The 14,712-nt window shown below is 35.6% G+C and carries 11 protein-coding genes; 7 read left to right on the top strand and 4 right to left on the bottom strand.

Features of this window, described 5'->3' with window-relative positions; translation table 11 throughout:
* Nucleotides 1-232: 232 nt before the first annotated feature.
* The 6 genes from CDZ89_RS14420 (at nucleotide 233) to CDZ89_RS14395 (ending at nucleotide 7,497) form a co-directional block, all read left to right on the top strand.
* Nucleotides 233-1,921, top strand: a complete 1,689-nt coding sequence (locus CDZ89_RS14420) for a peptide ABC transporter substrate-binding protein (protein ID WP_096155140.1) — start codon at nucleotides 233-235, stop codon at nucleotides 1,919-1,921.
* A gap of 176 nt (nucleotides 1,922-2,097) precedes the next feature.
* The gene (gene opp3b, locus CDZ89_RS14415) at nucleotides 2,098-3,027 is read left to right on the top strand and encodes an oligopeptide ABC transporter permease (RefSeq protein WP_096155139.1); all 930 of its coding nucleotides are present in this window, start codon (nucleotides 2,098-2,100) and stop codon (nucleotides 3,025-3,027) included.
* Nucleotides 3,027-4,034 (top strand): oligopeptide ABC transporter permease, encoded by a 1,008-nt coding sequence (opp3C, locus tag CDZ89_RS14410; protein WP_096155138.1) that lies wholly within the window; start codon nucleotides 3,027-3,029, stop codon nucleotides 4,032-4,034. The genes opp3b and opp3C overlap by 1 nt, the downstream gene beginning before the upstream one ends.
* Nucleotides 4,035-4,050: 16 nt before the next feature.
* Nucleotides 4,051-5,124, top strand: a complete 1,074-nt coding sequence (locus CDZ89_RS14405) for an ABC transporter ATP-binding protein (protein ID WP_096155137.1) — start codon at nucleotides 4,051-4,053, stop codon at nucleotides 5,122-5,124.
* Entirely contained in the window at nucleotides 5,117-6,058 is a 942-nt protein-coding gene (locus CDZ89_RS14400; RefSeq protein WP_100333881.1) for an ABC transporter ATP-binding protein, read from the top strand. The genes CDZ89_RS14405 and CDZ89_RS14400 overlap by 8 nt, the downstream gene beginning before the upstream one ends.
* Nucleotides 6,059-6,294: 236 nt before the next feature.
* Complete coding sequence (locus tag CDZ89_RS14395; RefSeq protein ID WP_100333880.1) at nucleotides 6,295-7,497, top strand: putative glycoside hydrolase; 1,203 nt, start codon at nucleotides 6,295-6,297, stop codon at nucleotides 7,495-7,497.
* A gap of 44 nt (nucleotides 7,498-7,541) precedes the next feature.
* On the opposite strand, the gene CDZ89_RS14390 is transcribed toward CDZ89_RS14395, so the two are convergent.
* Nucleotides 7,542-7,727: a hypothetical protein gene (locus CDZ89_RS14390; RefSeq protein WP_096155134.1), complete on the bottom strand. Its 186-nt coding sequence runs from the start codon at nucleotides 7,725-7,727 to the stop codon at nucleotides 7,542-7,544.
* Nucleotides 7,728-7,879: 152 nt separating this feature from the next.
* Between CDZ89_RS14390 and CDZ89_RS14385 the strand changes: the two genes are divergently transcribed.
* The gene (locus CDZ89_RS14385; protein ID WP_100333879.1) at nucleotides 7,880-8,458 is read left to right on the top strand and encodes a GNAT family N-acetyltransferase; all 579 of its coding nucleotides are present in this window, start codon (nucleotides 7,880-7,882) and stop codon (nucleotides 8,456-8,458) included.
* Between the two features lie 918 nt (nucleotides 8,459-9,376).
* Here the strand turns inward: CDZ89_RS14385 and CDZ89_RS14380 are convergent.
* The 3 genes from CDZ89_RS14380 to CDZ89_RS14370 form a co-directional block, all read right to left on the bottom strand.
* Nucleotides 9,377-10,114: an SGNH/GDSL hydrolase family protein gene (locus CDZ89_RS14380; RefSeq protein ID WP_100333878.1), complete on the bottom strand. Its 738-nt coding sequence runs from the start codon at nucleotides 10,112-10,114 to the stop codon at nucleotides 9,377-9,379.
* A 70-nt stretch (nucleotides 10,115-10,184) separates the two neighbouring features.
* Nucleotides 10,185-13,253 carry an efflux RND transporter permease subunit gene (locus CDZ89_RS14375; RefSeq protein WP_100333877.1) on the bottom strand — a complete coding sequence of 1,023 codons (3,069 nt, stop codon included), beginning with the start codon at nucleotides 13,251-13,253 and terminating at the stop codon, nucleotides 10,185-10,187.
* Entirely contained in the window at nucleotides 13,253-14,482 is a 1,230-nt protein-coding gene (locus CDZ89_RS14370) for an efflux RND transporter periplasmic adaptor subunit (protein ID WP_096155130.1), read from the bottom strand. Before CDZ89_RS14370 ends, CDZ89_RS14375 begins: the two co-directional genes overlap by 1 nt.
* Between the last annotated feature and the right edge of the window lie 230 nt (nucleotides 14,483-14,712).

Genomic DNA, 14,712 nt, shown 5'->3' with positions numbered 1-14,712 from the left:
GAGCGATTAAAAAGTAAAATCAATCCAGTAAATAGAAAAATTTTCAATAACATGAGCTTAGTACCACATAGGTACAAAGTGCTATTTTTTAAGCTGTCATTATTGTAATATAAGGATTTCAAAAAAGTGTAAAGAATAAACGCTATGCACAATGTTTTGAAAACTTGTATAATAAACCTCGTTACCTCAAAACACAACAAAAATCGACATAATTTTCAAGGGGGTTAAGTAAATGAAAAAGTCAAAATTTTTACTACTTTTAGCTTTTTCTCTTGTACTAAGTGCATTTTTAGCTGCATGTGGTGCTGGTGGAAACACGAACAACGCACAACAAGGACAAGAAGATCAGCCACCTGCTGGTAGCGGTGAGCCATCAGGAGAACAAATACTTAATATTTTAGAATCTGCAGAGATTCCAACAATGGATTCCGTTTTAGGTACGGATGCAGTAGCTTTCAACGTTATGAACAACGTATTCGAAGGTTTATATCGTTTAGGAGAAAATGATGAAGTTGTTGAAGGTGTAGCAACTGGTCATGAAGTAAGTGAAGACGGATTAACTTATACTTTCGAACTTCGCGAAGATGCTGTATGGTCGAACGGTACGCCAGTAACTGCAAACGATTTCGTTTTTGCTTGGCAACGTGCTGTTAACCCAGAAACAGGATCTGAATACGGTCCTTACATGATGAGTGGTAAAATCGCTAATGCTTCTGAAGTTGCAAACGGGGAACTTCCTTTAGAAGAACTTGGTGTAAAAGCACTTGACGATTACACTCTTGAGGTAACATTAGAAGAACCAGTAGCATATTTTGAGTCTTTAATGACTTTCCCAACGTTCTTCCCACAAAACCAAGAGTTTGTTGAAGAACAAGGTAACAAATATGCTTTAGAACCAGAACACTTAATTTACAATGGTCCTTTCGTAATGGAAGACTGGCAACATGAAGTTAGTTGGAAACTTGTGAAAAACACAGATTACTGGGATGCTGACACAGTAGTATTGGAAGAAATTAATGTAGACGTAGTTAAAGAAGTATCTACAGGAATTAACCTTTACCAAGCTGGACAGATTGATATTTCTCCTGGTCTTACTTCGGAGTTTGTAACTAGATATCAAGATGATCCAAACTTAATTAGCTATTTACAACCAGTATTATTCTACTTTAAGTTTAATCAAACAAAAAATGAAGCATTAGCAAACGTTAATATCCGCAGAGCTCTTGCAAAAGGTTTTAATAAAGAAGCTATTACTTCTGTTATTTTAAACAACGGTTCTCTTCCAGCGAACTACTTAATTCCAGTTAACTTTGTTGAACATCCTGAAACTGGTGAAGATTTCCGTGCAACACATGGTAATTTCAACGAGTTTAATGTGGAAGAAGCACAAGAATTATTCGCAAAAGGTTTAGAAGAGCTAGGTCAAGAATCTATCACTGTTGAGCTTTTAGGTGGAGACACTGAAACATCTAGAAGAATGCATGAGTTTTTACAAGCTGAGTTAGCTAAGAACTTACCTGGATTAACGATCCGCGTTAAGGAAGTTCCATTTGCTCAACGTTTACAATTAGATGATAATCTTGATTACGACATGCAATTATCTGGTTGGGGACCTGACTATTTAGATGCTATTTCATTCGCTAACCTGTGGGTTACGGATGGTGGAAACAACAAAATGGGCTACTCTAATCCAGAATATGATCGACTAATCAATGATGTTATGACTACTTTAGCTAATAATCCAGCTGAACGTTTTGAGGCAATGCAAGAAGCTGAGAGAATCTTACTTGAAGAAGATGCAGCGATTGCACCAATTTACCAACGTGGTATGACACGTTTATGGCAGCCTTATGTACAAAACGTACACATGCACAACTTTGGACCTGACTTTAGCTATAAGTGGGCATACATTAGCAAATAATTTTCAATAGAATAACTTTTCGAAATTATTCTAATATAAGAATTAACCTTTAAATATTTAGAAAGAGAGAGTATATTAGTTGTATATACTCTCTCTTTCCCTGTAAAGGAATTGTCTAACTTTAATGAATTTTGAGAATGAATGCGTTCTCATTACATCTTACAGGAGGTGCAAATATGGCTAAGTATTTGTTACAACGTTTTATCTATATGTTTATCACACTATTTCTAATTGCTTCGCTTACTTTCTTCTTAATGAAACTTATGCCTGGTACTCCTTTTACGATGCAAGATAAGCTTACGGAAGCACAACGAACTATTCTTTTACAGAAGTATGGATTAGATGATCCAGTACCTGTTCAATATGCAAAGTACATGCTTAACCTTGCAAAAGGAGACTTAGGAATTTCCTTTCAATATGACAACCGAAGCGTGACGGAAATAATAAAAGCACGTATCGGCCCATCTGCTCAACTTGGTTTTCAAGCTATGTTAGTAGGTACAATAATAGGAATATTGCTCGGAATTGTCGCAGCACTAAATAAAAATACTTGGATAGATTATGGTGCAACCGTTATTGCTGTACTTGGTAAATCTATTCCATCATTCGTGTTTGCAGGGTTGTTGCAATATTACATTGCAGTTCAGTTAGGATGGTTTCCGGTTGCATTTTGGAGAGGGCCAGAGTATACCGTTTTACCAACCGTTGCATTAGCAATTTTTCCAATTGCGATTGCAGCGAGATTTATGAGAACAGAAATGATTGAAGTTTTAGGGTCTGATTACATTACACTTGCTAAAGCAAAAGGTGCTACGAAATTCGATATTGCCTTTAAGCATGCAACGAGAAATGCACTAATTCCGGTTGTAACCGTTTTAGGTCCATTAGCTGTAAGCTTAATGACAGGAACACTTGTGATAGAGAAGATATTCTCTGTACCAGGATTAGGGGAACAGTTCGTACGTTCTATTCAGGTAAATGATTACCCTGTTATTATGGGAACAACACTTTTGTTTGCAGCATTATTTATCTTTATCGTATTAGTAGTTGATATTCTATATGGAATTATTGACCCTCGTATTCGTTTAGCAGGAGGTAAGAAATAATGAAAAACAATTATGAAAAAATCAACAAAGACTTATTTCAACCAGCTGCTATCGATCCGAATAATAGTGAAAAAATATCTAAACCAAGCTTAACTTATTGGCAAACGGCATGGTTGCGTTTAAAGAAAAATATCGCCGCGATAACAGGTTTAATTATTATTGCTATCATTTTCTTACTAGCAATCTTTGGTCCATTTATGAATAGTTATGGATTTAATGACCAAGATGTTATGCGGGCAAATATGCCTCCTAAAATTCCTGTAATAGAGAATATGGGGATACTTGATGGGTCTAGAAACGGTGTAGATGTATATGAACAAAGAGGAGAAGAAGGTTACTTCTGGTTTGGTACAGATGGACTTGGACGTGATATTTGGACACGTGTTTGGACTGGTACTAGAATATCCCTTTACATCGCATTTTTAGCAGCTATTATTGATATGATTATTGGTGTTGCATATGGTGGAATTTCTGCTTACTATGGCGGAAGAGTGGATAACGTCATGCAACGTATTATTGAAGTATTAGTAGGTATACCAAACCTTGTTATTATCATCCTAATGTTACTGGTGATGGAACCCGGTATACTTGCCATAACCATAGCCCTTACGATAACCGGTTGGGTTGGTATGGCTCGTGTTGTACGTGGACAAACATTGAAACTGAAAAATCAAGAATTTGTACTTGCATCTAAAACTTTAGGTTCAGCCGATAGCAAAATTATTACAAAACATTTAATTCCAAATGTTGCTGGTGTTGTAATTATCAATACGATGTTTACTATTCCAAGTGCTATATTCTTTGAAGCATTTTTAAGTTTCATTGGTTTAGGATTACAAGCACCTCAAGTTTCTTTAGGTACACTAATTGAAGATGGATTCCAGTCGTTACAGATATTCCCGCACATTATGATTTTCCCAGCCATCATTATCAGTTTATTGATGATTGCGTTTAACTTATTAGCTGATGGAATGCGTGATGCACTAGATCCAAAAATGAAAGACTAAAGGTAGGTGAGAGAGTATGGAAAACATTTTAGAAGTTAAAAACTTGCATGTTTCTTTTGACACATTTGGTGGAGAAGTAAATGCAATTCGAGGAGTAAACTTTGAATTGCAAAAAGGTGAAACACTTGCCATTGTAGGAGAATCTGGTTCCGGAAAATCCGTAACGACGAAAACAATCATGAGGTTATTACCTGAAAACACTTCTAACATTAAAGAAGGTCAAATCTTATTCGATGGGAAAGATTTAGCTAAATTACCAGAATCACAAATGCAAAAGATACGTGGAAAAGATATATCAATGATCTTCCAAGATCCGATGACATCGTTAAATCCAACGATGACAGCGGGAAAGCAAATTATGGAAGGTATAATAAAACATCAAAATGCAAGTAAGTCTGCAGCAAAAGAAAAAGCAATCGACCTGCTTCGACTTGTTGGAATTCCAATGCCTGAGCAACGTTTCAAGCAATACCCTCATCAATTCTCTGGTGGAATGAGACAAAGGGTAGTTATCGCAATCGCTTTAGCATGTAACCCAAAAGTGTTAATTGCAGATGAACCAACAACTGCATTAGATGTGACAATTCAAGCTCAGATCTTAGATTTAATGAAAGATCTGCAGAAAAAAATTGAAACATCTATTATATTCATCACACATGATTTAGGTGTTGTAGCAAACGTTGCAGATCGTGTGGCTGTTATGTACGGTGGACAAATCATTGAAATGGGTACAGTGGACGAAATTTTCTATGACCCTCGTCACCCATATACATGGGGACTATTAAGTTCAATGCCGGATTTGGAACTAGCAGAAACGGAACTTTACGCAATTCCAGGTACACCACCTGATTTAACAAACCCACCAAAAGGAGATGCCTTCGCTCCACGTAACCAATTTGCAATGCAAATTGATTTAGAAATGGAGCCACCTATGTTCCAAGTTTCTAACACGCATTTTGCAAAAACGTGGTTACTACATGAAGATGCTCCTAAAGTGGAACCGCCGCTTGCAGTGCAAAAACGTCAAAGAAACATGCCTAATAACTTTGATAAGCCTGTGATGGTGAAGGACGGTGTTGTTAATGGCTAACCAAGAAAAGTTGTTAGAAATTCGCGATTTAAAGCAATATTTTAATGAGGGTAAACCAAATATGGTGAAAGCGGTTGATGGTCTTAACTTTGATATTTATCGTGGAGAAACATTAGGATTAGTTGGTGAATCTGGTTGTGGAAAATCAACAACCGGTAGAACAATTATCCGCCTTTATGACGCTACAGATGGCGAAGTGCTATATGAAGGTGAAAATGTTCATGGTAGAAAATCTAAAAAAGAATTGTTGAAATTCAACCGTAAAATGCAAATGATTTTCCAAGACCCTTATGCATCATTAAATCCTAGAATGTCTGTAACGGATATTATTGCTGAAGGTATCGACATTCATGGCTTAGCAAAAAATAAGCAAGAAAGACTACAAAGAGTTTATGACCTATTAGAGACAGTAGGTCTAAATAAAGAGCATGCTAATCGCTATCCACATGAATTTAGTGGTGGACAAAGGCAGCGTATTGGTATTGCACGTGCTCTAGCAGTTGAACCGGATTTCATTATTGCAGACGAGCCAATCTCTGCATTAGATGTTTCAATTCAAGCTCAAGTTGTTAACTTAATGAAAAAGTTACAAAAAGAAAAAGGTTTAACATACTTGTTTATCGCCCATGATCTCTCTATGGTTAAATACATTAGCGATCGAATCGGTGTTATGTATTTCGGTAAATTGGTGGAATTAACGACAAGTGAAGAGTTGTACAACAATCCAATACACCCGTACACTCAATCTTTATTATCAGCTATTCCACAACCAGATCCTGATACGGAAAGAAAGCGTAAACGTATTTCTTACGACCCGAATAGTCATGGTTACAGTAAAGAAGATGCGGTGGAATTAAGAGAAGTGAAACATGGACATTTTGTACTTTGTTCAGAAAGAGAATTCGAACTATACAAAGAGAAGTATACTAAATAATACATGACGATCTCATTTTATGGGGTCGTATTTTTTTTTGTAATATAATAATTATTTTACAATAAAATAGGAATATATACTATTATTAATTTAATATTAATTCTGAAAAGTAAATATATTAATTTACACTAATTGGTCATAAGATTTTTTGAAGAAATTTGATGAATTACATAAAATAATATCGAAATATGATTTATAATGAACATAAGGACAAGAATGGAATTGGGGGAAAAGAAATGAAAAAATGGTTATGGCTACTTGTGACGTCCTTATTAATTGCATCTTTCTTTAGTTCATCCGTTATGGCTAATGAAAAGAAGGAGATTGGAATACATTCAGTAAAAAAAGCATCTACAGTTCCAAAAGTACTACCAACAACTATCCCGCGCTTTACATTCGAATCAGGATACAGTTTCGAATATCCAGATGCAGTTAGAGGAATATACGTAACAGGTCATTCAGCAGGTGGAGAAAGGTTTCAAACATTACTTCAATTGCTCGAAACTACTTCGTTAAATGCAATGGTAATTGATATTAAAGATGACTACGGCTATTTAACATATATTCCAGATAGCGATTCCCCTTATATGGATATATCTAAACCATATATAAGAAATATCGAATCCATGATGAAAACGTTAGAGGAAAAACAAATCTATCCAATTGCGCGTATTGTTGTATTTAAAGATACTGTATTAGCAAATAAAAGACCAGAACTCTCTTTTTTAGATAATGGAGAAGTATGGTTAAACAATAGAAAAGAAGCATTTGTTAATCCATTTATGAAAGAAGTATGGGATTATAATATTGATATAGCAATCAAAGCGGCAAAATTAGGATTTCAAGAAATTCAATTTGACTATGTAAGGTTCCCAGAAGGCTTTGAAAGAAGAGATGAACAACTTCAATTCAGTTATGGAGATTACGAAAATTTAGATATGAATAATATTCAAAAAAGAGTGGAGTCTGTAACTAACTTTGTGGAGTACGCGAATCAAAGATTGGAGCCATACGGTGTAGATGTATCAGTAGATATATTTGGCTATACTGCAACGTTACCAGAAGCCCCTGGAATAGGACAAAACTTCACGAGAATCTCTGAACACGTAGATGTTATTTCTTCTATGATCTATCCTAGTCATTGGACTGCTTATTTCGGTATACCTAAACCGGATTTGGAACCGTATAGGCTTGTGGCTGAATATGCAAAATTCGAAAATCAGCGTCTAGATGAACTAGAAAACAGGCCAATCTCAAGGCCGTGGATTCAAGACTTTACAGCATCATGGTTAGGGAAAGGAAATTATCTTCCATACGGTAAGAACGAAGTAGAAGCACAAATTCGAGCGTTAAATGAAAACGGTATCAATGAATTCTTATTATGGAATGCAGGTAACCGTTACACTGAAGGTGTAAATTATAAGCCATTAGGTGATTAATTTAAAAAGAGGTTGGCCAAATTTAAACGGCCAACCTCTTTTCATTATTTAGTTTTTCCACCAACACTGTTCCAGCCTTTTTGCATGTTAGCTGATTTATCAAAGCTTAATGTACGCGTTTTTCCGCCAAAAAACTTTTCTCCAATTCCGTTCGTTAAAACACCCATAAAAGCTGTTATTCCTATAATAAGTAATGCTACGATTGTAAAATCGATAAAATATTCAACCATTGGAACATCCCCTTTTCCTATGTAAAAGAAATTTCGTTACTTCTATTGTATGCTATGTTAAACAGAAAGGAAAGAGGGGATATTAACGATAAGTTAGTACTTTTTTGTTATACTATTCATATACATATTGCGGAAAGGGTGTTGTACAGAAAATGAATTGGTATGAGAAACTAAATCAATATTTCCCTATTGAGGAAATGAAGTCAAAAGAACATATGGAATTGCTGCTAAAAGAAAAGGGTGAGATTTACCATAAAGATGAAGGTGAATATCATGTTCTTATGTATGCAGAATTAAATAATCTAATTTTTATCGATTACCTATTTGTCTCAAAAGATGCAAGAGGACAAGGGCTAGGTCGCAAACTTATTGAAAAACTAAAGAAAAAAGGTAAGCCGATTATATTAGAAGTGGAACCTGTTGATTATGAAGACACGGACACAGAGAAGCGTTTGAAGTTTTATAAACGTGAGGGGTTTAAACATGCTTCTTCTATCGGTTACCAACGCCGCTCTCTAGCCACGAACGAAGTGAATCAAATGGAAATTCTTTATTGGTCACCAAACGGTGAAGAGGAAGAAGTAATATATGAAGGTATGCGTAAAATGTACGAACATATTCACACTTATAAAGATGTCGAGCTTTATGGAGAGCAGTATGATGATGTAGAGCAAGTGCTTTCCTTTGATGACTCGGAAAACAGTGGAGACAACATTTTAAAGAACATTTAAGAAGTGGCTATTTGCCTATACCATAAAGCCTTATCGTGATGGAAGGCGACTATTACAAATATAAAATAAGAAATAAGGAAATACTTTCATAGTCTTTATGAATGGGAATTTGGTCAGTATCTTTTATAGCCTCGATGAACGGTACTTTAATTAAAAAGCTAGTCAAAAGTACCTTTCGTTGACACGATGAACGTCACTTTGGTCAAGAAGTTAGTCAAAAGAACCTTTCATTGACACGATGAACGGCACTTTGGTCAAGAAGTTAGTCAAAAGAACCTTTCATTGACACGATGAACAGAACTTTGGTCAAGAAGTCTGCTAAAAGTACCTTTCATTGACACGATGAACGGCACTTTGGTCAAGAAGTTCGCTAAAAGTGCCTTTCATTTACATGATGAACGGCACTTTGGTCAAAAAGTTAGTCAAGAGTACCTTTCATAGCCTCGATGAACGGCACTTTGGTCAAGAAGTCTGCTAAAAGTACCTTTCATTTACACGATGAACGGCACTTTGGTCAAAAAGTTAGTCAAAAGAACCTTTCATTGACACGATGAACGGCACTTTGATCAAAAAGTTAGTCAAGAGTACCTTTCATTGACACGATGAACGGCACTTTGATCAAAAAGTTAGTCAAGAGTACCTTTCATAGCCTCGATGAACGGCACTTTGGTCAAGAAGTCTGCTAAAAGAACCTTTCATTTTACATGATGAACGGCACTTTGGTCAGAAAGTTAGTCAAGAGTACCTTTCATAGCCACAATGAACGGCACTTTGGGAAAAGTGACTTTTAAAAGAATATTCATTTATCTTTAAATTGCATGATGAAAACACTTTGTATAGAAAAAATCACTTCATATAGTTATATGAAGTGATTTTTTCTTCAAATTCATTGAATTTATTGGAATTAAACGCTATTTCTTAATTATTTTTTAAGTACTCTTCATACTGTTCCACTAACAAGTTATTAATAACTAAGTACCCCTCATCATTTGGGTGAATATCGTCATCTGCAATGTGTGTTAGCTTTTTTTCTTTACCATTAAACCACTCATAAGGATTAACGATTATCGTATTTGAGTTAGCAAAAGTGTCAATAAATTCATTAAACATAGGTGCAAACTTTTCGCCACTAGCTTTTAAATCGTGATTATCATAGTAAGGATTATACAAACCTAGTAAAATAACAACCGCATCACTATTTAATTCTTTTATTCTATTCATAATAGAACGATAGTTTTCCTCTAATAGAGACATTCTCAACGACAAAGCAACATCTCCAATGGTTGGATTCGCCCTTACCGTATTTATAAAGTCATTGCCGCCTATAGACATTGTAATAATATCAGCGTTTCTAATTCTGTTTTGTAGACCAATATCTGTCTCCAACATAAGTTGTAAACCAGCGGAAGACAATCCTGGAACACTATGATTTTCAACGTGAACCAATTGATCTTCTCGTAAATATTGCACAAACCTAGGCACAAAACCATGGATTCGTAAAAAGTTTATTTCAGAAGAACCATACCCTGCAGATAGAGAATCACCTAAAGCGATATATGTTACTGTAGTAGGTGTTTCAGCTTTTGCGGAAGGAAATAATAGAAAACTAGATAATATAAAAAAACAAATAACCATCCAATTTATGACTAATTTCATTGATAGAAGACCTCCCCTCGTCTCTTATAGAGAGGAAAACAAGCCTAACTGTTGCTTGTCTTCCTCGGTTCTAAATGGACGCATCCTCATGGTGTTTTGCTTTTCTTTTTTCTCTCCAGCTATCAAATAAGAAATAAACAACTGGTATAAATATTAATGTGATAACAGTAGCAAAACTTAAGCCAAACACGATAACTATTGCCATTGGTTGTTGAATTTCCATTCCTTCTCCAAACCCAAGTGTCAGTGGGATAAGGCCTAATATTGTAGTTAAAGCTGTCATAAATATAGGTCTGATACGTGTTGGACCTGCAATTAAAATAGCTTCTAATGTGGATTTACCATCACGTTTTAATATATTTACATAATCTACAAAGACGATGGCATTATTAACGACTATCCCGGTTAGTATGAGCATTCCGACCAGTGATCCGACCCCTAACGGCTGTTGCGTAATTAATAACCCAGCCATAATGCCAATCACGGTTAGTGGAACAGCAAACATGATGATGAGTGGGTAAAAGTAAGATTCAAATTGTCCAGCCATAACCATATATACTAAAACAACCGCTAAAGCTAAAGCACCGCCAAGTTTGAAAAATGCATCGTTCATTTGCTCATCTTGACCGCCAAAAGAAATTTTATATTGGTTATTTGGTAAGTAAATGTTTTCACGAAGAGCCAGTTCAATATCATCAACGACGCTTCCTAAATCTCTCCCTACTATATCTGCATTTACCGTTATTTCACGTAAACGATTTGTACGAGTTATCTGTGTAGGACCTTGGCTTCTTTCAATGACAGCAACCGCTTTTAACGGTATGTTCTCACCAGTTGGTGTGCTAATTAATAAGTTCTCTAGTTGTTGAATAGAAGTGGTATACGTATCCTCTATCGCTAAACGGATATTTAATTCTTCACCATCACGCGCCATTCTACTTGCTACAATTCCACGAGTCGCATTAGAAACAGTAGAGGCAACTTGCGCCGTTCCAACACCAAATTGACTAGCCTTTACGCGATCAATTTGTACTGTGATTTCTGGATTACCTTCCGTAAAGTTGCTAGAAGGTTCCCGTACACCTTCTACTTCAGAAATTATTTCTATCGTATGGTCTGCTATATCCTTTAATGTAGTTAAATCCGGACCTGTAATACTTAATGAGACAGGGTTTTGTGAAAATCCACTATCACCAGAAGATATTCGGATCTCTGCACCAGGAATATTCGCTAGACGTTGTCTTATATCATCTGCAACTTGTGCATCTGACCGATTTCTATCATTAATAGGTACTAATAATATACTGTAATTAGCTCTGTTCGTTTGTGTACCAGCAGCAACAGAGAAGTTATCTGCACCACCAACAGTAACAAACGCTAAATCAATTTCAGCAATATCTCGAATGCGTTCGTCTATATCTTCCATTACACCATATGTTGCATCAACGGAACTGCCCTCTGGTAACCTAGCTGTTATAGATAAAAAGCTTTGGTCTTGTTGTGGCAAAAATTCTTTCCCAAGAAGCGGATAGCCGAGTAAGGAGATAGCAAAAAGTAATAACACTAAAGATGCTGTTTTCTTCGGATGTCTTAATACGCGTTCCAATACTCCCCGATACCATGAAGTAAAAACTCCAAACCTTTCTTCAAAACGCGAAGATTTATCATTTACTTTTAATAGTAAAGAAGAAAATAAAGGTACAATAATTAATGCTGTAAACAGTGAAGCAAATAATGAAAAGGATATTACTAATGCAAGTGGTTTAAACAATTGAGCAGCTAAACCATCAACAAAAACAATAGGTAAAAATACGATAATAGTTGTCAATGTCGATGCTACAATTGCAGGGCCAACTTCAGCTGTTCCTTTTATTGCCGCATCTTTTAGGGATTCCCCTTTTTGCCTTAGTCGGTAAATATTTTCTAAAATTACAATTGCATTATCGACCATCATACCAATTCCAAGTGCGAGACCACCAAGTGTTAACAAGTTTAACGTTTGCCCACTAAAATACATGAAAATGAATGTAGTAACGATGGAAATTGGAATGGAGAATCCAATAATTAATGTACTGCGGAAATTTCTTAAAAATAAATAAAGAACAAGAGCTGCAAGTATACTACCAACAATCATATTAGTCGTAACAGCTCGAATGGACTTTTCAATAAAGTCACTTTGATCAAAAATTGTTTGAATTTCTACCCCATCAGGGAGTGTCTTTTTAATTTCTTCTATTTTTCGATCAATATTGTTAGCAACCGTTACAGTATTACTACCAGACTGCTTTAAAATAGACATCCCAACAGCTGGCTCGCCATTTAAATAACTAAGCTGTGTTGTAGGTTCTAATGTTTCCCTAACATCTCCTAGTTGCTCTAAAGGCACAACACCGTTACGCGTTGGAATTGGTAAGCTTCTAATATCAAAGATAGATTCATATTCACCTGTGATTCGGATAGGTAGATTTTGATTCCTGTCCGTTAACGAACCGCCTGGTAAATTTAAATTTTCAGATGCGATAATTTGCTGAAGCTGATCTAACGAAATGCCATAAGAATTCAACGTTTTTGGGTCTAACGTAATTCTAATTTCATTCTCAGCGCCACCTTCAACTGTTATCGAAGCGATTCCATCTACACTATTTAATTGAGGTTGAATTTCTTGTTCTGCAAGTTGCTTCGCTTTTGTCATTTCTCCGGATGGATCTGTTATAGCTAATTGTACAATTGGTAAGTCGCTTGGATTAAAGCGTAATACTCTTGGCATATTAGCTCCTGGTGGTAAAAAATCTCTCACAGAATCTATCCGATCTCGAATATCAAGTGATGCAAAGTCCATGTTCGTACCCCATGTAAATGCGACAAGAACGAGGGAACCACCTGTTCTAGAAATAGAAGTAACGGATTCAACATTTGGCAAAGTTCCCATTGCATTTTCAATAGGACCTGAAATTAAATTTTCAATTTCTTCTGGACCAGCTCCCTCATATGTTGTCGTAACTGCAACAATAGGGAAGGTTAATTCAGGGAATAAATCTACGGGCATACCCCGCATACTTACAGCTCCAAGAATAAGCATCAATACGATAACCATTGACATAGCAATGGGACGTAATACAGATAATTTAGCGATATTCATTAGTCTCGATCACTTTCTTGAATTAATATTTCAACACCATCTTTTAATCTTTCTTTTCCATTCAAAGCTACAGTGTCATTTATAGATAAACCTTCAAGTACTTGAACTACTTCATCATCTCTAAAACCTAATAGTACGTTTTGGCGTACTGCTTTTTCACCTTCAATGAGAAATACATAAGGATCATTTTCTTCATATAAAATAGCTTCTACAGGAACGACTGTTTCCGATTCAAGCTCATCAATGTTTACAAAAGCTGTTGCTCTCATTCCGCCAAGTATATCCCTATCGGTATTGCTAATACGAATAGTAACGGTAAACATATTAGTTTGCATATCTACAGTTGGTGAAACAATATCAATTTCGGAAGAGAAAGGTTCACTTATACCTTCAAAAATTACAGTAGCTTTTTGGCCACTTTTTACTTTACTAACTTGATAACTATTCACAGCAAAAGTTGCATCAATCGTATTTAGTTGAATTATGGTCGCAACAGGTAATTGTGGTGTAGCAATCCCATCTTCTACTACATTTAAATCAGCAACAACTCCATCAATTGGACTCGTTATTTTTGTCAGATCTGCTAACTGTTCCGCTTGTTTTAATCCATTCCTTGCTTGTTGTAATTGTACTTCTAGTTCAGCTGTATTAAAGGAAGGGATTTGTTGCAGTTGGCTAGCGGCAGTTGCAAGTTGCGCTTGTTTTATCATGACATCGACAGTGCTTTGGATTAAATCTAAAGAAGTAACAGCACCTGTTTCGACACCTTCTAATAAACTTTGTGATTTTTGTAAAGAAAGGTTTAATTCCTCTTGTAATTTGGGTATATCAGCAATAGAAGCTTGATTTTGTGCCGCTTTTTCTACTTCTTTCATTTTAGAAAGAGCATTTTCTAACTCGTTTATTGCGTTTTTTGCTTGTTTCACTTGTTCGTCTGCAGCTTGTGAATCAAGCGTAACGATTAATTGACCTTTTGAAACAGTGTCGCCAATTCTTACATGGACTTTTTCTACGGTGAGGGGGGAAGTTGTAACAAGTGGTACTTGAACGCTAGGTAGAGCTGTACCAGTAAGCTCAATCGTATTACTTATCGTTTTTTCAGAAACAGTTGCTACTGTTATTGGAATTTTGTTATTTTCCGTACTTTGGCTTGTTATTTCTTTCTGAGAACAAGCAGTAAAAAACATAAGAATTATAAATAGGAGTGCAAGTTGCCAATACTTATTCAAAAAAATCACCTCTTCATTATCATGTCTAAATATTAAGCTATCATGTATTGATTATCGGTACAAATAGGAACTAGTTAAGAAGGTTCAAATTGTTACTAAATTGTGAACTTTTTATATGGATGAAACTTTTTTTGTAACAATTCGTCTATATGTATATGGAAGAGGCAATGGGTGTTAAGTGAGTTCAGATTGTTACGTATATCTTTAGTATTAAATTACTACTTAAACAT

The organism is Bacillus alkalisoli (assembly GCF_002797415.1).
Classification (GTDB): Bacteria; Bacillota; Bacilli; order Bacillales; family Bacillaceae_I; genus Bacillus_CD; species Bacillus_CD alkalisoli.
This window is presented reverse-complemented; position numbering and strand designations above follow the sequence as displayed.

Bases quoted from the DNA above. Each gene is read 5' to 3' on its own strand.
- CDZ89_RS14385 (WP_100333879.1), top strand. From the start codon at position 7,880: ATGAATTGGTATGAGAAACTAAATCAATATTTCCCTATTGAGGAAATG.
- CDZ89_RS14390 (WP_096155134.1), bottom strand. From the start codon at position 7,727: ATGGTTGAATATTTTATCGATTTTACAATCGTAGCATTACTTATTATA.
- opp3C (WP_096155138.1), top strand. From the start codon at position 3,027: ATGAAAAACAATTATGAAAAAATCAACAAAGACTTATTTCAACCAGCT.
- CDZ89_RS14375 (WP_100333877.1), bottom strand. From the start codon at position 13,253: ATGAATATCGCTAAATTATCTGTATTACGTCCCATTGCTATGTCAATG.
- CDZ89_RS14395 (WP_100333880.1), top strand. From the start codon at position 6,295: ATGAAAAAATGGTTATGGCTACTTGTGACGTCCTTATTAATTGCATCT.
- opp3b (WP_096155139.1), top strand. From the start codon at position 2,098: ATGGCTAAGTATTTGTTACAACGTTTTATCTATATGTTTATCACACTA.
- CDZ89_RS14400 (WP_100333881.1), top strand. From the start codon at position 5,117: ATGGCTAACCAAGAAAAGTTGTTAGAAATTCGCGATTTAAAGCAATAT.
- CDZ89_RS14380 (WP_100333878.1), bottom strand. From the start codon at position 10,114: ATGAAATTAGTCATAAATTGGATGGTTATTTGTTTTTTTATATTATCT.
- CDZ89_RS14420 (WP_096155140.1), top strand. From the start codon at position 233: ATGAAAAAGTCAAAATTTTTACTACTTTTAGCTTTTTCTCTTGTACTA.
- CDZ89_RS14405 (WP_096155137.1), top strand. From the start codon at position 4,051: ATGGAAAACATTTTAGAAGTTAAAAACTTGCATGTTTCTTTTGACACA.